Raw genomic sequence first — 19,280 nt, 5'->3', positions numbered from 1 at the left:
GCACCGACCACACCGGGCTCCGCTTGGCTCTCCGCCGATCCCAGCCGCGGATCTTGGTACGAGACGGCCTCCATGAGGGCCATTTCGTACCAAGATCCGCGAGACAGAACTAGGGGGCGGGAGACGGTTGGGGGGCTGTGGGGGCGCCTAGGACGTCGGCGAGGAGTTGGGCGCACCAGTCCAGGAGGGCCTGGTCGCGCAGGGGCTCACCGCCGATCCGGCGGGTGGTCGGGCGGGGGACGCTGACCTGGTCGAGGGCGGTCTTGTAGACGGAGTCGGGGTGGTAGCGCTTGAGCCGCAGCTGCTTCGAGTCCGGCAGCGGCAGCGGGCTGAAGCGCAGGTGCTTGCCCTGCACGCTGACGTCGGTCAGGCCGTAGCGGCGGGCCAGCAGGCGGAACTTCGCCACCGCGATCAGGTTCTGCACCGGGGCGGGCGGCTCGCCGTAGCGGTCGGTCATCTCGGCGGCCACCTCACGCAGCCGCTCCTCGTCGCGCGCCTCGGCCAGTTTGCGGTACATCTCCAGGCGCAGCCGTTCCACGCCGACATAGTCGTGCGGCAGGTGCGCGTCCACCGGGAGGTCGATCTTGACGTCGGTCTCCTCCTCGGGACGCTCGCCCTTGAACGCCGACACCGCCTCGCCGACCATCCGGACGTAGAGGTCGAACCCGACGCCTTCGATGTGCCCGGACTGCTCGCCGCCGAGCAGGTTGCCGGCGCCCCGGATCTCCAGGTCCTTCATGGCCACGTACATGCCGGCGCCGAGCTCGGTGTGCTGGGCGATGGTGGCCAGCCGCTCGTGGGCGTGCTCGGTGAGCGGCTTGTCCGACGGATAGAGGAAGTACGCGTACGCCCGCTCCCGGCCCCGACCCACCCGGCCCCGGATCTGGTGCAGCTGGGCCAGGCCGAGCAGGTCGGCCCGCTCCACGATCAGCGTGTTGGCGTTCGGGATGTCGATGCCGGACTCGACGATCGTGGTGCAGACCAGGACGTCGAACTCCTTCTCCCAGAAGCCGACCATGACCTTCTCCAGGGCGTCCTCACCCATCTGGCCATGCGCCACCGCGACCCGGGCCTCGGGCACCAGCTCGCGCAGCTTCCGGGCCGCCCGATCGATCGACTCGACCCGGTTGTGCAGGTAGAAGACCTGGCCGTCGCGGAGCAACTCACGGTGGATCGCGGCGGCCACCTGCCGGTCGTCCTGCGCCCCGACGGCGGTGAGCACCGGGTGCCGTTCCTCGGGCGGGGTGGCGATGGTGGACATCTCCCGGATGCCGGTGATCGCCATCTCCAGGGTCCTCGGGATCGGGGTCGCCGACATGCTCAGCACGTCGACCGCGGCCCGCATCGACTTGAGGTGTTCCTTGTGCTCGACGCCGAAGCGCTGCTCCTCGTCCACGATGACCAGCCCGAGCGACTTGAACCGGGTGGCCGCCGCCAGCAGCCGGTGGGTGCCGATGACGATGTCGGCGGTGCCGTTCGCCACCATCTCCAGGGTCTGCTCGGCCTCTTTCGGCGTCTGGAACCGGGAGAGCTGCCGGATCGTGATCGGGAACTGGCTCATCCGCTCGGCGAAGGTGTTGTAGTGCTGCTGCACCAGCAGGGTGGTGGGCACCAGCACCGCCACCTGCTTGCCGTCCTGCACCGCCTTGAACGCCGCGCGTACCGCGATCTCGGTCTTGCCGTAGCCGACGTCGCCGCAGATCAGCCGGTCCATCGGGACGCTCTGCTCCATGTCCCGCTTGACCTCTTCGATGGCGGCGAGCTGGTCGGGCGTCTCCTGCCAGGGGAAGGCGTCCTCCAACTCCCGCTGCCACGGGGTGTCCGGCCCGAAGTTGTGCCCCTTGGACGCCTTACGGGCGGCGTAGAGCTGGATCAGCTGGGCGGCGATCTCCTTGACCGCCTTGCGGGCCCGCGCCTTGGACTTCTGCCAGTCCGAGCCGCCCATCTTGTGCAGGGTCGGCTGCTCACCGCCGACGTAGCGGCTGAGCTGGTCGAGCTGGTCGGTGGGGACGAAAAGCCGGTCGCCGGGCTGGCCGCGCTTGCTCGCGGCGTACTCGATGACCAGGTATTCGCGCGAAGCGCCGTTGACCGTACGCTGCACCAGCTCGACGTACCGGCCGATGCCGTGCTGCTCGTGCACCACGTGGTCGCCGGCCCGCAGCTCCAGCGGATCGATGGTGTTGCGCCGCCGGCTCGGCATCTTGCGCATGTCCCGGGTCGAGCTGCCCCGTCCACCGGTGACGTCGTTGCCGGTGAGCAGCACGAACCGGGCCGCCTCGTCGACGAAGCCACCGGTCAGGCTGCCGCAGGTGACCAGCAGCTCGCCCGGGGCGGGCGCGGCCGGCACCTGCTCGGTCAGCCGGGCACCGAGGCCGCCGTCGCGGAGCACCTCCACCGCCCGCTGGGCGGGGCCGTGCCCCTCGAAGACCAGCGCGATGGACCAGCCCTCGCCCGCCCAGCGCTTCAGGTCGTCCACCACCCGGGCGGTCTCGCCGTGGTAGAGCGGTGCGGGCTGCGCGGTCAGGGACACCGCGATCGCGTCGTCCGGGGTGACGTCGACCGCCGCCGGCTCGTCCTCCCAGGGCTGCCGGGCAGTCGCGGTGCCGGCGTCGACCAGCCCGAACGGGGACAGCGTCCACCAGGGCTGGCGCAGGTTCGCGGCGGTCGCGCGTACGTCGGCCAGGGTCCGGAAGGCGGCGGCGCCGAGGTCGATCGGGGCCTGGCCACCGACGGCGGCTGCGGCCCAGCTGGCGGCCAGGAACTCCTCCGAGGTACGCACCAGGTCGTGCGCCCGGGTGCGGATCCGCTCCGGGTCGCAGAGCAGTACGTGGGTGCCGGCCGGCATGCAGTCCAGCAGCAACTCCATCGCCTCACCGCCGATCAGCGCCGGGGCCAGCGACTCCATCCCCTCCACCGGTACGCCGCCGGCCAGCTTGTCGAGGATCTCGGCCAGTTCCGGATGCTGCTCGGCCAGCGCGGCGGCCCGTTCCCGTACCGCCGGGGTGAGCAGCAGTTCCCGGCAGGGCGGCGCCCAGAGTTGGGCGACCTGCTCGATGGTGCGCTGGTCGGCGACGGCGAACGTGCGGATCTCCTCCACCTCGTCGCCCCAGAACTCGACCCGGGAGGGGTGCTCGTCGGTGGGCGGGAAGATGTCCAGGATGCCGCCGCGTACGGCGAACTCGCCCCGCTTGGTGACCAGGTCCACCCGCGCGTACGCCATGTCGGTCAGCCGGCGTGCCACCTGTTCCAGGTCCGCTTCCTGCCCGGCGGCAAGGCGCACCGGTTCCAGGTCGCCGAGCCCCTTGAGCTGTGGTTGCAGCATCGAACGGACCGGCGCCACGACCACCCGCAGCGGCCCGGTACGCCCGTGCGCGTCGGCCGAGTCCGGGTGCGCGAGCCGGCGCAGCACGGCCAGCCGACGGCCGACCGTGTCGGAGCGCGGCGAGAGCCGCTCGTGCGGCAGCGTCTCCCAGCTCGGGAAGATCGCCACCTGCTCGGCCGGCAGCAGGCTGCCCAACGCGGCGACCAGATCCTCGGCCTCCCGGCTGGTGGCGGTCACCGCCAGCACCAGCCGCCCCGCTCCCCCGCCCGACGTGCCGGCGCCCGGGGACGCGGCATCCCCGCCCGGCGTGGGATCGGCTGCGACAGCGGCGACCGCGAACGGACGCAGTGCCGGCGGCGCGGTCAGGTCCAGGCCGTCGACCTGGGCCGCGCCCGAGCGCGCCAGGTCACGGACCCGGGCCAGACCCGGGTCAGCCAGAGCGGCGGCGAACAGTCCGGTGAGCGCAGTCATGATCACTTCCGAGGCGAGGACACGACGATCACCCCGCGTCCGTCCGGACGGGGGGTGCTATGGGTCGACACTATCTCTCCGGCCCGACTATCCACCGCCGTCCACGGCCGTTCCCGTGCCCAGCCTCACCCGCCCTCCCCATCTGCTCCCAGCCCCGCCCTCCCCGCCCGCCCGGCTCCTGGCGCCCCCCAACCCCCACCCCCGCGCACCCGACCCCGGCACTTCCTCGGGCAGAACCACCACGAAACGGCCACAAACGCCCCTAGTCTGACGGCGTGGCAGAGGACAGTCCGGTACGCGAATGGCTGCCGCGTACCGCGGCGCTGCTGGTCGGGACGCTGATCCTGGCGTCGGCCTTCATCGCCGCGTACGTGGGCGCGCTGCACGCGCCCAATCCCCGGGACATCCCGGTCGGCGTGGTCCGTGGCGACCAGGCCGCGCAGACGCTGCTCGCCGCCGTCCGGCAGCACACCGACACCATCAAGGCGATCTCGTACGCCGATCCGGCCGCCGCCGAGGCGGCGCTGAACGGCCGCGACGTCTACGCGACGCTCGCCACCGCCGGCGATGGCGCCCTGGCGCTCACCCTCGCCAGTGCCTCCGCACCCGCCGCCACCGACGTGGTGCAGCGGGTGATCACCACCGCCGGCCAGCAGGCCGGGGTACGGATCCAGGTGACCGACCAGGTGCCGGTCTCACCCGAAGATCCGCGTGGACTGGCGCCGTTCTACCTGGCCATCGGCTTCGTCCTCGGCGGGTACCTGGCCTCGACCGTGCTCGGTATCTCGCTGGGCACCGCGCCTGCCGGGCTGCGCGGCGCCGGGCTGCGGATCGCCGCGCTGGCCGTGCACGCCGTGCTGCTCGGGATCGCGGGCGCGGTGCTGGTCGGACCGGTGCTGGGGGTGTGGCACGACCACGTCCTGGCGATCGCCGGGGTGGGCGCGCTGGCCGCGTTCGCCGCCACCATGGTGGCCGCGGCGGTGCAGGGCTGGCTCGGCCTGTTCGGCACCGGGCTGGTGATCCTGCTGCTGGTGGTGCTCGGCAACCCGGGCTCCGGAGGCGTCTACGCGCCAGAGTTCCTGCCCTCGGCGCTGCGCGGGATGCACCGCTGGAACGTACCGGGGCTGGCCACCGATCTGGTCAAGTCGGCTGTCTACTTCGACGGGCGGGCGATCCGTTGGCCGTTGACGGGGCTGGTGATCTGGGTGGCCGCCGGAATCGTGGGATTGATCACCGCAACCCTGGTCCGGGGCCGGCACGTCGTCGGCTCCCCTGGCCGCCACCGCAGCCCCGACCAGCACTGATGTCCGGTCCTCGACAGGCACGATGTTAGGAAGGGGCCCCTCCTATACAAAAGGCGATAACAAGGGGCCCCTCCTTTCAACCGGTCGTGCGCGGATACGATCGGGGGAGTCGGACAGCGCTGTCCTTCGTACTAACGTGAGGAGCGCATGGTGACCGACCAGCACGATCACGACGGCCCCGACGCCGCCCTGCGCGCCGACATCCGCCGGCTGGGCACCCTGCTCGGGCAGACCCTCGCCCGCCAGGAGGGCCGGCCCCTGCTCGACCTCGTCGAGGAGATCCGCGCCCAGGTCCGTACCGACGCCCCCGCCGCTGCCCGCCGCCTCGGTGGGCTCGACGTGACCACGGGCACCAAGCTGGCCCGCGCCTTCTCCACCTACTTCCACCTGGCCAACATCACCGAGCAGGTGCACCGGGCCCGTGATCTGCGACGCCGCCGCGCGATAAACGGTGGCTGGCTGGACCAGGCGGCCAAGATGATCTCCGAGCGGGGAGTGCCGGCGGAGGAGATCGCGGCGGTGGCCCGCCGGTTGGCGATCCGCCCGGTCTTCACCGCCCACCCGACCGAGGCCGCCCGCCGGTCGATCCTGTCCAAGCTGCGCGCCATCGCCGACGAGCTGGACGCCGAGACGACCAACGCGATCCTCTACGGCGCCAGCGACGAAGGCCCGGCGAACCGGCGGTTGGCCGAGCTGCTCGACCTGATGTGGCAGACCGACGAGCTGCGGCTGGACCGGCCGGACCCGACCGACGAGGCCCGCAACGCCATCTACTACCTGCGTGACCTGTACGCCGAGGCGGCTCCGCAGGTGCTCGACGACCTCGCCGAGACGCTGCGCACCCTCGGCGTGGAGACCTCCCCGACGGCTCGGCCGCTGACCTTCGGCACCTGGATCGGCGGCGACCGGGACGGCAACCCGTTCGTCACCCCGACGGTGACCCGCGAGGTGCTGGCCATCCAGCACGAGCACGGGCTGACCGCCACCGAGGCGGCGATGGAAGAGCTGATCAACGAGGTGTCGGTGTCCCGCCGGCTGCGCGGGGTGTCGCTGGACCTCTCCGCCAGCCTCGCCGCCGACCTGGACGCGCTGCCCGAGGTGGCGCCCCGGTTCCGCCGGGTCAACGCCGAGGAGCCGTACCGGCTGAAGGCCCGCTGCGTACGCGCCAAGTTGGCCAACACCCGCGCCCGGCTGCGCCAGGGCACCGCGCACGTGCCGGGGCGGGACTACCGGGGCTCGGCCGAGCTGATCGCCGACCTGGAACTGCTGCGCGCCTCGCTGGCCCGTAACTCCGGGCAGCTCACCGCCGTCGGGCGACTCGCCTCGACCATCCGTACCGTCTCCGCGTTCGGCCTGCACCTGGCGACGATGGACGTCCGCGAGCACGCCGAGAAGCACCACGAGGTGCTCACCCAGTTGTACGCGGCGGTCGGTGAGGTCTCCGACTACCCGTCGCTGACCCGGCTGGAGCGCACCAAGCTGCTCGCCGACGAGCTGACCGGCCGCCGACCGCTGTCGGCTGCGGACACTCCGCTGTCCGAGTCGGCCCGCAAGACGTTCGACGTGTTCAGCACCATCCGCGAGGCGCAGGACCGGTTCGGCAGCGAGGTGATCGAGTCGTACATCATCTCGATGACCCTCGGGGTGGACGACGTGCTCGCCGCGGTGGTGCTGGCCCGCGAGGCCGGCCTGGTCGACGTGCACAGCGGGCGGGCACGCATCGGCATCGTGCCGCTGCTGGAGACCCCGGCCGAGTTGAACGCCGGTGGTGAACTGCTCGACGAGTTGCTGTCGTTGCCCGCGTACCGTGCGCTGGTCGCGGCCCGGGGTGACGTGCAGGAGGTGATGCTCGGCTACTCCGACTCCAACAAGGAGGCCGGCATCACCACCAGCCAGTGGTCCATCCATCGGGCCCAGCGGGCACTGCGGGACGTGGCCGCCCGGCACGGCGTCCACCTGCGGCTGTTCCATGGTCGAGGCGGGACGGTGGGGCGCGGCGGCGGACCCACGCACGACGCGATCCTGGCCCAGCCGTACGGCACCCTGGACGGCGCCATCAAGGTGACCGAGCAGGGTGAGGTGATCTCCGACAAGTACACCCTGCCGGCGCTGGCCCGGGAGAACCTGGAGCTGACGGTGGCCGCCGCGCTCCAGGCCACGCTGCTGCACACCGCACCCCGGCAGCCCGCCGAGATGCTGGAACGCTGGGACGCGACGATGGACGTGGTGTCCGAGTCGGCCTACCGGTCGTACCGGTCGCTGGTGGAGGATCCGGATCTGCCGGCGTACTTCTGGGCGTCCACGCCGACCGAACTGCTCGGCGCGTTGAACATCGGCTCTCGGCCGGCGAAGCGGCCGAACACCGGCGCCGGCCTGTCCGGACTGCGGGCCATTCCGTGGGTCTTCGGCTGGACGCAGACCCGGCAGATCGTGCCCGGCTGGTTCGGCGTCGGCGCCGGCCTGGCCGCCGCCCGGGAGGCCGGGCTGGCCGACGTGCTGGCCGAGATGCACCGCAACTGGCACTTCTTCCGCACGTTCCTGTCGAACGTGGAGATGATGCTGACCAAGACCGACCTCGGCATCGCCCGCCGGTACGTGGAAACCCTGGTCCCGAAGCAGCTGCACCCGATCTTCGACAAGATCGAGCAGGAGTACGAGCTGACCCGGCGCGAGGTGCTGGCCGTCACCGACTCACCGGACCTGCTGGAGAACTCGCCGGTGCTGCAACGCACCCTCGCGGTCCGCGACACCTACCTGGAGCCGCTGCACCACCTCCAGGTGGCGCTGCTGCGGCAGTACCGCGACTCGGGTGCGGCCGGCCGGGCGGTGGTCACCGCACCGGGCGGCCGACGGGCCCCCAGCGACGGCACGGCGCTGGAACGCGCCCTGCTCACCACCGTCAACGGCATCGCCGCCGGCATGCGCAACACCGGCTGAAAGGTAAGGAAGGGCACCCTGTTAACGCCTCGGGTAGAGGAAGGGCCCCTTATCAACGCCGCCGGATGGACGAGTGGGCGGTGGCGTCAGAAGTCGCCGCCTCCGCCGAAGTCACCGCCCCCGAAGTCGCCACCACCGAAGTCACCGCCACCACCGAAGTCGTCTCCGGCGAAGTCGGCGCCGGTGTCGCCCAGGTCACCCAGGCCGGCGGCCTCGGCGTCGTAGCCGGGGTCGCCGAACGAGGGCGAGAAGAGGGCGTCGGCGATCAGCATGCCGCCGATCACACCGGCGCCGGCGCCCAGCGCCGTCTTCCACCACGGGGTGGAGTACCAGCCCGCCGGCACCGGCCGGCCCTGTATCCGCCCGCCCGGGTAGTAGTACGGGGTGTCCCGGCCCGGCTGCGGTCCGGCCCGGAACGTCTGGCCCTGCACGTCGACCTGACGGGGCACGGTCAACTGGCCGGCACCGCTGGCGGCGGCCAGCGGCGGGAGGTCCGGCCCCGGGTCGATGCCGAGCGCCAACCGGGCCGCCCGGATGTAGGTGAGGCCCTCCACCGCGGTCTCCCGGGCCAGCCGGAACTGCGTGACGGTCCGCGCCTGCTCCAACTGTGAGCCGGCGGCGTGGTAGCGCTCGGCGGCATCGGCCAACGCCTGGCGTACCGCCGGGTCGTCGCCGCTCAGGTGCATCACCTGGCCGCCGAGGCGCTCGTACCACCGTCGCGCGTCGGCCTGCACGTCGGCGAGCTCACGCGCCGCCCGTTGCCGCTGCCACCAGACCAGGCCGACGACGAGCACGGCCATCACGAGTACGCACAGCAGAAGTTCCACGACTCCAAACGTACCCACCCGACGCCACGGACCCAGCTGCCCAGGCGCGCCGGAGCAGCCGGGGCCACGCCCGGACCATCTGTCGCGGGCGTGGGTCGCCGTTGTTTGGCAAGCTCGTGCCGTGGAGTTCACGACCTTGGCGGTTGTCGTCGTTTGCCTCGGCGCCGGTGGCGCGGTGGGTTGGTACGCCGGCCGGGCCCGCGCGGCGGCCGAGATCGCCCGGCTGGACGCCACCCTGCGCGCCACCCGGGAGGGCGAAGGGCGGCTGGAGCAGTCGATGCGGGCGTTGAGCTACGAGGCGACGGCCCAGTCGCAGGAGGCGGTCGCCCGGGCGGTGGCGCCGCTGCACGACACGCTGCGCCGCTACGAGCAGCGGGTGACCGAACTGGAGCGTGACCGGGTCGACGCGTACGCCGAGCTTCGGGAGCAGGTCCGGGCCATGAGCAGCGTCTCCGGCGAACTGCGTACCGAGACGAAACAGCTGGTCGCTGCGTTGCGGGCGCCGCAGGTACGCGGCCGGTGGGGCGAGCACCAGCTGCGCCGGATCGTCGAGGCCGCCGGCATGCTGGAGCACTGCGACTTCTCCGAGCAGGTCACCGCCGCCACCGACCAGCAGACGGTACGCCCGGACCTGGTGGTCCGCCTGCACGGCGGCCGGACCGTGGTGGTGGACGCGAAGGCGCCGTTCGACGCGTACCTGACCGCGATGGAGGCGCGGGACGAGCGGGGCCGCGACACCCACCTCGACGCGCACGCCCGACACCTGCGGGCCCACGTCGACGCGCTGGCGGCCAAGTCGTACTGGGCGGCGTTCGAGCAGACCCCGGAGTTCGTGGTGCTGTTCGTGCCGGCCGATCCGTTCCTCGACGTGGCGCTGCAACGCGATCCGACACTTCTGGAACACGCATTCGCGCGCAACGTCGTGCTGGCCACCCCGGCGACCCTGGTCGCAATGCTGCGTACGGTGGCCTGGTCCTGGCGGCAGGAACAGTTGGCCCGCAACGCGCTCGCGGTGCATTCCCTGGCCCGGGAACTGTACGGTCGCCTTTCCACGCTCGGCGATCATGTCGGCAAGCTCGGCGCCTCGCTCGGTGGCGCGGTGACCGCGTACAACCGGGCGGTGGGGTCGCTGGAGGCGCGGGTGCTGGTCAGTGCGCGCAAGCTGGCCGAGCTGGGAGTGTCCGATCAGGAGCTGACCACGCCGGGGCAGGTCGAGTTGGCTCCCCGCCAGCCCCAGGCACCTGAGCTGCTGGTCGATGAGTCCAGTTCGGACAGTCGAAGTCGGTCCACCTAATCGGGTCTTTACCACCTTCGATGTGACATTGCGCGTCTCGCGTATCACGAGATGGTCACAACGTACCCGTCGGTAGTGACATCGATGGGCGGCACCACGAAGGATTTCGCTCACGCGTGCCCTGCATCTGAGGGCGCCTGAGTTCTCTGGAGGAAAGAGAACGTGAGTAAACCCCGAAACCTGAGCCGGCGTACCTCCGCTGCGCTCTTCGCCTCGGTCATGGCGGCCAGCGCCGTGACCGTGGTGGGCGGTACCGCCACCGCGAGCGCCGCTCCTGCCGGATCCGACCCGGCGCAGGTCACCCCCGCTGAGGCGCTGGGCGAACACGACGCCAAGCTGCTCGCCGAGGCGGAGGCGAAGAAGGCCCCCACCGTCACGATGATCGTCGCCACCGAGAAGGGCAAGGCGAAGGACGTCGCCGAGGACCTCAAGGACCTGGGCGCCGCGGTCACCGAGCGCTACGACACGATCGGTTTCGTGCTGGCGAAGGTGCCGACCGGCAAGGCCGTCACGGCCGCCACCCTGCCCGGCGTCGCCGCCGTCGACCTAGACGAGAAGATCCAGCTTCCTGACCCGAAGCCGGAGGTCGTCCAGGGCGGCAAGAAGGGCGAGAAGCAGGGCAGCACGCTGAGCGGCCCGGGCGCCAAGACCGCCGCCGACAACCCCTACATGCCGACGGGCGAGACCGGTGCGGTCAAGTTCGTCAAGGACAACAAGAAGTGGGACGGCCGGGGCGTCACCATCGGCATCATGGACTCCGGTGTGGACCTGGAGCACCCGGCGCTCCAGACGACCACCACCGGCGAGCGGAAGATCGTCGACTGGGTCACCGCCACGGACCCGTTCGAGGACGCCACCTGGCGCCCGATGATCACCCAGGTGACCGGCCCGTCGTTCACCGTCGCGGGACGCACCTGGACCGCGCCGGCCGGCACCTACCGGTTCAACCTGTTCAGCGAGTCGGTCACGAACAACAGCGAGCCGGCCGGTGACGTCAACCGCGACGGCGACCGGACCGACCAGTGGGGCATCCTCTTCGACCCGGCGACCAACAACGTCTGGGTCGACACCGACCAGGACGGCGACTTCACCGACGAGGCCGTGATGCGGCCGTACAAGGAGAAGTTCGACGTCGGCTACTTCGGCACCGACAACCCGGCGACTCCGATCACGGAGCGGATGTCGTTCGTGGTCGAGTACCGCAAGAACGTCGACACCACGCCGGTCGGCGGGCCGGGCCTGGTCGACTACGTCAACATCGGCATCATCGAGAGCGCGCACGGCACGCACGTCGCCGGCATCACCGCCGCCAACAGCATGCTGGGCAACAGCGCGTTCAACGGTGCCGCCCCCGGCGCCAAGATCGTTTCCTCCCGTGCCTGCTCCTGGGGCGGCGGCTGCACGTACGCCGCGCTCACCACCGGCATGGCCGACCTGGTGATCAACCGTGGGGTCGACGTCATCAACATGTCGATCGGCGGCCTGCCGGCGCTCAACGACGGCAACAACGCCCGCGCCACCCTCTACAACAACCTGATCACCACGTACGGGGTGCAGATGTTCATCTCGGCCGGCAACTCCGGCCCGGGTCTGAACACCATCGGCGACCCGTCGGCGTCGAGCAACGTGGTCAGCGTTGCCGCGAGCATCAGCAAGGACACCTGGCTGGCCAACTACGGCTCGGTGGTCAAGAAGAAGAACGCCCTGTTCAACTTCTCCTCGCGCGGCCCGCGTGAGGACGGTGGCGCCAAGCCGAACATCGCCGCGCCGGGTTCGGCCATCTCCACCACCCCGGTCTGGCAGGCCGGCAGCCCGGTCGCCGAGGCCGGCTACGCGCTGCCGCCGGGCTACGGCATGTTCAACGGTACGTCGATGGCCTCCCCGCAGGCCGCCGGTGCCGCCGCGCTGCTGCTCTCGGCCGCCAAGGCGAACCACCTGGGTATCACGCCGGAGGCGCTGCGCCGGGCGATCTACACCTCGGCCAAGCCGATCGCCGACACCGCGACGTACGCGCAGGGCTACGGCATGTTCGACGTGCCGGGTGCCTGGAAGCTGCTCCGCAAGGGCGTCCAGACCCGCTCGTACACCGCCGACGCCCCGGTCTGCACGCCGCTGTCCAACCAGCTGGCCACCCCGAACCAGGGCACCGGCGTCTACAACCGGTGCGACGCCGCCAACGGTGGCCACAAGGCCAACCAGTCGAAGTCCTACCAGGTGAAGCTGACCCGGACCAGCGGCCCGGCCGGCAACATCAAGCACAACGTCGGCCTGCGCGGTAACAACGGCACCTTCTCGGCGCCGAAGAACGTCACCCTGCCGCTGAACCAGACCGTCACCATCACGGTCACCGCCAAGCCGAAGACCGCCGGTGCGCACAGCACCATCGTCACCGTCGACGACCCGGCCACCAACACGATCGACTTCGAGTTCGCCGCCGTGGTGGTGGTCTCGAACGACGTCGTGAAGCCCAACTTCGCCTACTCGGCGCAGGGCGAGGTGGACCGCAACAACACCACGTCGTACTTCGTGACGGTGCCGCCGGGCGCCGGTGCGTTGCAGGTGAACCTCTCCGGCATCGCCACCGCGTCGCAGACCCGGTTCATCGCGATCAACCCGTACGGCGTTCCGGTGGAGAGCACCTCCAGCCTGGCCTGCTTCACCAACCACGTCAGCACGGTCGTCTGCAACGCATTCGAGCGTGACTACGCCAACCCGCTCCCGGGTGTCTGGGAGATCGAGGTGGAGTCGCGGCGTACCTCGCCGTCGCTGAACAACCCGTACCAGATCCAGGCGCGGGTGCAGGGTGTCGCGGTCGAGCCGGCCGTGGTCGAGCTGCCGTCGGTCACCCCCGGCACCCCGACCCCGGTGACCTGGTCGCTGAAGAACACCTTCGGTCCGGTCACGGTGACCGGCCAGGGCGGCGCGCTCTCCAGCGTGCACGTCGAGCGGCCGACCATCGTCGAGCTGGCCCAGCAGGAGTTCACCGTCGTTGTGCCGGCGGGCGCCACCAGCTTCACCGCCCGCATCGGCAACGTCTCCAACGCCAGCGCCGACCTCGACCTGTTCGTCTACCGGGGCGGCGCCCTGGTGGCGTACAACGCCGACGGCGACTCGGAGGAGTTCGTCACCATCAACAACCCGCCGGCCGGCACCTACACGGTCGTGGTGGACGCGTACTCGGTGGACGGCGCGGGCGGTAGCACCGCGTACGACTACCGGGACTCGTACTCCTCCCCGGCGCTCGGCACCCTCGCGGCGTCGAGCAGCAGCACCACCCTGGCCCACGGCGCCACCGGCGCCCTCTCGGGTACGGTGACCGCCCAGTCCGCCCCGCCCGCAGGCCGGACGCTCTCCGGTGAGCTGGCCGTGGTGACCAGCGAAGGCGCGGTCGTCGGCCGCGGCGCTGTCACCATCGGCGCGGTGAGCTGACCCCACCACCGCACCACGCAGGGAGCCCGTCTCCGGATCTCCGGAGACGGGCTCCCGTCCGTCTCTCTCCCCCCACCCGCTACCGCGCACGAGATCTTGGAACGGAGCGGCCCTTCCGGGGGCGCTTTCGTACCAAGATCTCGCGTCGGTCGGATCAGCCGCGGTGGGCGGATGCCACTTGGAAGGGGGTGCCCTGCTGGCAGGTGGTGAGCATGCCGGGTGCGGGCCTTCCGGTCACCGTCACGGTGGCGCCCGCGGTCAGCACGTCGTCGGGACCGCCGAGCAGCAGATAGCCGTTGAGCAGCAGACAGCCGGGCTCGACACCGGCCTCGATCCGGCCGGTGAGGGTCATCTCGCTGGTCGCGGTCGGCCTCGGCGCACCACCCGGACGCTTACCGGGCGGGCTGAGCGGCGCGGTCGGGTCCACCGCGTCGGACGGCGAGGGGACGGGGCCGGTCGGATCGGGGGTCGGCAGCTCGGTCACGGATGGCGCTCCCGTCGGGGCGGCAGGGCCGTCCCCCGCGTCCTGACCGGCACAGGCGACGAGCGCCGTACAGACGATCAGCGCGGCGGCGGCGATCCGAATGGTCCTCATACCCAATTCTGACGCAGGCGGCGGGTCGACCGTTCCATCCGCCGAGCGCCACGCCGATCAGCCTGGAGCACCGGCGGCGGACCGCCCCCGTGCACTGCCTCCGGCGCCACGCCGATCAGCCTGAAGCGCCGGCGGCGGACTCCCCTGTGCACTGCCCTTGGCCGGTCAATCACGGGCGGCTGCGGCGGCCTTCATGTCACGCTTGAGTTCCTGGGGCAGCGAGAAGGTGAGTCGCTCGTTGGCGGTCACCACCTCCTCGACGTCGGCGTAGCCGCGCTCGGCGAGATGGGTCAGCACCTCCTGGACCAACTCGTCCGGAACACTCGCTCCCGAGGTCAGACCCACCGTCTCCGCGCCGACCAGCCAGGCGTCGTCGATCTCGTGGGCGAAGTCGACCAGGTGCCCGGCGCGTGCGCCAGCGTCGAGGGCCACCTCGACCAGGCGTACGGAGTTCGACGAGTTCCGCGAGCCGACCACGATCACCACGTCACACTCGGCCGCGATCTCCTTGACCACGTGTTGGCGGTTGCTCGTCGCGTAGCAGATGTCGTCGCTGGGCGGCGACTTGAGCATCGGCAGCCGCTTCTTGAGCCGGGCCACCGTCTCCATCGTCTCGTCCACCGACAGCGTGGTCTGCGACAGCCAGACGACCTTGTTCGGGTCGCGCACGGTGATCCGGTCGGCATCCTCCGGACCGTCCACCAGTTGGATGTGCTCCGGGGCCTCGCCGGCGGTGCCGATGACCTCCTCGTGGCCCTCGTGACCGATGAGCAGGATGTCGTAGTCCTCGGCGGCGAACCGCTTCGCCTCCTGGTGCACCTTCGTCACCAGCGGGCAGGTCGCGTCGATCGCCTTCAGCGACCGCTCCTTCGCCTGCTCGTAGACCTCGGGCGCCACACCGTGGGCGGAGAAGATCACGGTGGCGCCCTCGGGCACCTCCTCGTTCTCCTCCACGAAGATCGCCCCCTGGGCCTCCAGCGTGCGCACCACGTGCTTGTTGTGCACGATCTGCTTGCGTACGTAGATCGGGGCGCCGTAGAGCTTGAGCGCCTCCTCGACGGTCTGCACCGCCCGGTCGACGCCCGCGCAGTAACCGCGGGGCTTGGCCAGGAGGACGCGCTTGCCGGTCCGGGAAGTCGTCTCAGCCTCAGTCACCCGTTCATCGTACGCGGGTTCGCCGCCTGCGCCTCCCGGCCGACCCTGCCGAACGCAGGCCCCGGAGATCAGAAACGCCACCAAACTTCATGGTCCACGGCCGGATTCGGTGGGTCGGGCAGGGGCGGAACGGGCGGCCGACGCTTCGGTGCGCGGAGTCGTGGTCGGTGGCGGGGTTTAGGGTGGGCGGGTGAGTGCGGGCGGGGCGGCACCAGGCGCGGGGGCGGCGAGCAGCTCCGACGAGCCCTGGCCGGTACGGGTGGTCAGCCAGAAGATCGGCGCCTGGGTCGCCCGGTTGGGCTGGGTGTGGGTCGACGGGCAGGTGGCGCAGATCAGTCGCCGACCCGGTGCCAGCACCGTCTTCCTGACCCTGCGTGACCCGTCGGCCGAGTTGAGTCTCACCGTCACCACCAACCGCGACGTGCTCGACTCCGGCGCCCCCGAACTGCGCGAGGGCGCCCGGATCGTGGTGCACGCCAAGCCGGAGTTCTACGCCGCCCGGGGCACGCTCAGCCTGCGCGCCGACGAGATCCGTCAGGTCGGGCTGGGCGAGCTGCTGGCCCGGCTGGAGAAGCTCAAGAAGCTGCTCGCCGCCGAAGGGCTGTTCGACCGGGCCCGTAAGCGCCGGCCCCCGTTCCTGCCGCAGCGCATCGGGCTGATCACCGGCCGGGCCAGCGCCGCCGAGCGGGACGTCCTCACCAACGCCCGTCGCCGCTGGCCGGCCGTGGCGTTCCGGACGGTGAACGTCGCCGTCCAGGGGCCCAGCGCCGTCCCGCAGATCATCGACGCGCTGAAGGCGTTGGACAGCGACCCGAGCATCGACGTGATCATCCTGACTCGCGGTGGCGGCAGCATCGAGGATCTCCTGCCCTTCTCCGACGAGGCGCTGTGCCGGGCGGTTTTCGCCTGCCGTACGCCCGTGGTCAGTGCGATCGGGCACGAGACGGACGCGCCGCTGGTCGACTACGTGGCCGACGTACGCGCCTCGACGCCCACCGATGCCGCCAAGCGGGTGGTGCCCGACCTGGCCGAGGAGGTACGCCTGATCAACCAGGCCCGCCACCGGCTGCACCGGGCGGTGCACAATCTCGTCGACCGGGAGACCCACCGCATCGACGCGCTGCGCTCGCGGCCGGTGCTGGCCCGTCCACAGGTGATGGTCGAACAGCGGGCCGCCGATCTGGCCGCCCTGCGCCAGCGCGCCGACCGCTGTCTGACTCATCGGCTGGCCGCCGCCGACGACGACCTGCGGCACACCTTGGCCCGGCTACGTGCGCTCTCCCCCGCCGCCACCCTCGATCGTGGGTACGCCATCGTGCAGCGCGCCGACGGCCACGTCGTCCGAGCCGCCGACCAGGTCGGCCCCGGCGACCCCCTGCGCGTACGCCTCGCCGACGGCGAACTCTCCGCCACCGTAAACACCTGACCCGCTCCGCTTCTGTCTAGCGGATCTTGGTACGAAACGACCCGCATGGAGGCCGTCTCGTACCAAGATCCGCGGCTAGGATCGACTGCCGATGCGGTCGCGGAAGGTGTCGGGTGGTTGTGCTGAGATGGGTGCGATGACTGACGAGCAGACGAGCGGGCCCGACGAGCGGCTCAGCTACGAACAGGCCCGCGCCGAACTCGCGTCGGTGGTGGAACGGCTGGAGGCCGGCGGGACGTCGCTGGAGGAATCCCTGGCGCTCTGGGAACGGGGCGAGGCGCTCGCGGTGATCTGCCAACGTTGGCTCGACGGGGCCCGCGCCCGCATCGACGCCAGCCGGCAGGACCCCGCAAGCTGAGCGGGCGCGGAGAGAGCCTCCGCCCCCACCGCGCCCGCGACACCCAACCGACGTCGCGCGCTCCGCCGCACCCGCCTGACCAGGCCGCCGCGACCTCGATCAGTCCCGCCTCACCGGGCCGCCGCGACCTCGATCAGTCCCGCCTGGCCAGGCCGCCGCGACCTCGATCAGTTCCGCCTCACCAGGCACCTCACCCTCGACGTCGACCTGCGCGGGGGGCTCGACCCACCATGGGTGGTGGTCGGTGCGGCGGACAGCGCGGCGTGGTCGAGACTCCGGGCACCCGGCCGACCAGCCGCCGCGCGTTCCGCGTGGCTCAGTCGAACAGGTTGTACAGCTCCGGCGGCGCCTCGACGACCTGGTCGGCCGGGGGCTTCTGGGCGGCGGTCGCGTTGCCGTAGTCGCTGTACGTCACCCGGATCTCCTGGTTAGCCGCCTCGCTCGTGCCCGGGATCTGGAGGACCATCTCGGTGAGTCGGCCCTGCGCGTCGGTGGTGGCGGTGAACGGCACGGAGTTCGCCTGCGCGCCGAGTGCGGTGATCATGCCCTGGTCGAGCGAGCCGGCCTCGGCGGCCTTCGACAGGTCGATGGTGCCGGCGTACGCCCCGTCGCCGGTGCGGCGTACCTCGGTGATGGCTTGGGTGAGGACCGCGCTGCCGGCCGGGTCGACCTTTTCGAAGTCGAAGCCGAGGTTACGGTTGCCCTGGATCCGGGTCTGGTCGAGGTGCTGGTACTTGCCGAGGTTGAGTCGGTCCCGCCCGGGGACGCTGGACGCCGCCGCACCCTTGAGGTCCAGCTTGACCCAGCTGTCCGGGGTGGCGTGGATGAGGTCGAGCGTCATCGCGAGATCGTCGGTCGGCTCGCCGATGCTCACCTGCATCTGGGCGCTCTGGCTCGGCTGGTGGACCTGCCCCTCGGCGGTCGATCCGGCGCCGGACATGCGGAACCGGAAGTTGCCGTTGCTGATCTCCCGCGTCGAGTCCAGTAAGGCCTGCTTGGCGTCGGCGTCGCCGGCTGCCCCGGTCGGCGTGGCGGTGGCGGACGGCGTGGCGGTGGGCCCGGTAGTGCCGTCGCCGGTGGGGGCGCAGGCGGCGAGTCCGGGCGTGAGCAGTGCGGCGGCCATCAGGCCGGCGCTCAATCGTCGAACGGTCATCGGTGTCTCCCAGCAGGGTCGCCCGACGCACCTCGCGCGCCGGAAGGCTGTCCTCTCTGTTCCCTGCCAGCCGGTCGGGCAATCACCTGACCGGGCGCCCGCTCCGGCACCGCCGTCCCGGACCCGAACACGCGAAGCGGGGGGCGGACCGGTCCGCCCCCCGCTTCGGATCACCACCGATCGGCCTACTTGAACATCTCGTACGTCTGCTCGCTGGCCTCGACGACCTTGTCCGCCGGCGGCTTCTGGGCGGCGGTGGCGGCGCCGTAGTCGGCGTACCCGATCTTGATGTCCTGCGCCTTGGCCTCGCCCGCGGCGGGGATGGAGATGACCAGCTCGGTCAGCCGGCCCTCGGCGTCCACCTTCGCGGTGAACGGAATCTCCTTGGCCTGCTCGCCCAGCGCCTTGACCACGTCCTCGTCGGCGGCGACCGAGTCCTTCGCCGCAGTGATGTCGACCTTGCCGCTGTAGGTGCCCGGTGCGGTCTCCTGCACGTCGGCCAGGCCCTGGAACATCGCGGCGGCGTCGGCCGGGTCGCTGCCCTTCTTGAGCATGTCGAGGTTCCTGGCGTCGCCCGCCTTGGCGGCGTCGATGTGCTGGTACTTGTCCTTCATCTCCGCCATGCCCGGGAGCCCGGCGAGCAGCTCGCCCAGGTCCATCTTCACCCAGGTGTCGGCGTCGATCTGGATCAGCTCGAACTCCATGGTGAACGTCTCGTCGCCCACCTTCATGCTCATCTGAGCGCTGTTGCTCGGCTTGTGGACGCTGCCGCTGCCGTTGATCGCCTCGGAGGTGATGGTGAAGGCGTAGTTGCCGTCGGCCAGGCCCTTGGTGGAGGCGACCAGCGCCTGCTTCGGGTCGGTCGGGATGCCGGCAGCGGACGAGCCCGACGCGCCGGGCGAGTCGGTGGTGCCGGAGTTGCAGGCGGCCACGCCAGGAACGAGCAACGTGGCGGCGATGACGCTCACGCTCCAGCGTCGAATGTTCACAGAAAGTCTCTTCTCAAACT

At 71.2% G+C, this 19,280-nt stretch carries 12 protein-coding genes; 6 read left to right on the top strand and 6 right to left on the bottom strand.

Going from position 1 to position 19,280, the window contains the following annotated elements; translation table 11 throughout:
• Positions 1 to 109: 109 nt before the first annotated feature.
• Positions 110 to 3,793: a transcription-repair coupling factor gene (mfd, locus tag E0H26_RS04715; RefSeq protein WP_131301178.1), complete on the bottom strand. Its 3,684-nt coding sequence runs from the start codon at positions 3,791 to 3,793 to the stop codon at positions 110 to 112.
• Between the two features lie 275 nt (positions 3,794 to 4,068).
• Between mfd and E0H26_RS04710 the strand changes: the two genes are divergently transcribed.
• Entirely contained in the window at positions 4,069 to 5,097 is a 1,029-nt protein-coding gene (locus tag E0H26_RS04710; protein ID WP_131301176.1) for a YhgE/Pip domain-containing protein, read from the top strand.
• A 150-nt stretch (positions 5,098 to 5,247) separates the two neighbouring features.
• Positions 5,248 to 8,034, top strand: coding sequence for a phosphoenolpyruvate carboxylase (gene ppc / locus E0H26_RS04705; protein WP_131301174.1), 2,787 nt, complete (start codon positions 5,248 to 5,250; stop codon positions 8,032 to 8,034).
• A gap of 86 nt (positions 8,035 to 8,120) precedes the next feature.
• Here the strand turns inward: ppc and E0H26_RS04700 are convergent, their stop codons facing one another.
• Complete coding sequence (locus E0H26_RS04700) at positions 8,121 to 8,834, bottom strand: hypothetical protein (RefSeq protein WP_420812787.1); 714 nt, start codon at positions 8,832 to 8,834, stop codon at positions 8,121 to 8,123.
• Between the two features lie 148 nt (positions 8,835 to 8,982).
• On the opposite strand from E0H26_RS04700, the gene E0H26_RS04695 reads away from it, so the two are divergent.
• Both E0H26_RS04695 and E0H26_RS04685 read left to right on the top strand, forming a co-directional pair.
• Positions 8,983 to 10,155 carry a DNA recombination protein RmuC gene (locus tag E0H26_RS04695; RefSeq protein WP_131301170.1) on the top strand — a complete coding sequence of 391 codons (1,173 nt, stop codon included), beginning with the start codon at positions 8,983 to 8,985 and terminating at the stop codon, positions 10,153 to 10,155.
• Between the two features lie 162 nt (positions 10,156 to 10,317).
• Positions 10,318 to 13,584: a S8 family serine peptidase gene (locus E0H26_RS04685; RefSeq protein WP_131301168.1), complete on the top strand. Its 3,267-nt coding sequence runs from the start codon at positions 10,318 to 10,320 to the stop codon at positions 13,582 to 13,584.
• A gap of 154 nt (positions 13,585 to 13,738) precedes the next feature.
• On the opposite strand, the gene E0H26_RS04680 is transcribed toward E0H26_RS04685, so the two are convergent.
• Positions 13,739 to 14,179: a hypothetical protein gene (locus E0H26_RS04680; RefSeq protein WP_131301166.1), complete on the bottom strand. Its 441-nt coding sequence runs from the start codon at positions 14,177 to 14,179 to the stop codon at positions 13,739 to 13,741.
• A gap of 165 nt (positions 14,180 to 14,344) precedes the next feature.
• Entirely contained in the window at positions 14,345 to 15,334 is a 990-nt protein-coding gene (locus E0H26_RS04675; RefSeq protein ID WP_131301164.1) for a 4-hydroxy-3-methylbut-2-enyl diphosphate reductase, read from the bottom strand.
• 190 nt (positions 15,335 to 15,524) lie between these two features.
• Between E0H26_RS04675 and xseA the strand changes: the two genes are divergently transcribed.
• Both xseA and E0H26_RS04665 read left to right on the top strand, forming a co-directional pair.
• Positions 15,525 to 16,760, top strand: a complete 1,236-nt coding sequence (gene xseA / locus E0H26_RS04670) for an exodeoxyribonuclease VII large subunit (protein WP_131301162.1) — start codon at positions 15,525 to 15,527, stop codon at positions 16,758 to 16,760.
• Positions 16,761 to 16,896: 136 nt separating this feature from the next.
• Positions 16,897 to 17,118, top strand: a complete 222-nt coding sequence (locus E0H26_RS04665) for an exodeoxyribonuclease VII small subunit (protein WP_131301160.1) — start codon at positions 16,897 to 16,899, stop codon at positions 17,116 to 17,118.
• Positions 17,119 to 17,434: 316 nt separating this feature from the next.
• Here E0H26_RS04665 and E0H26_RS04660 read toward each other — a convergent pair whose 3' ends face one another.
• Entirely contained in the window at positions 17,435 to 18,271 is an 837-nt protein-coding gene (locus E0H26_RS04660; RefSeq protein WP_131301158.1) for a hypothetical protein, read from the bottom strand.
• A 185-nt stretch (positions 18,272 to 18,456) separates the two neighbouring features.
• On the bottom strand, positions 18,457 to 19,260 hold the full coding sequence (locus tag E0H26_RS04655) for a hypothetical protein (protein WP_240742006.1): 804 nt from the start codon (positions 19,258 to 19,260) through the stop codon (positions 18,457 to 18,459).
• Positions 19,261 to 19,280 lie beyond the last annotated feature (20 nt).

It is taken from the genome of Micromonospora zingiberis, assembly GCF_004331455.1.
Lineage (GTDB): Bacteria > Actinomycetota > Actinomycetes > Mycobacteriales > Micromonosporaceae > Micromonospora > Micromonospora zingiberis.
This window is presented reverse-complemented; position numbering and strand designations above follow the sequence as displayed.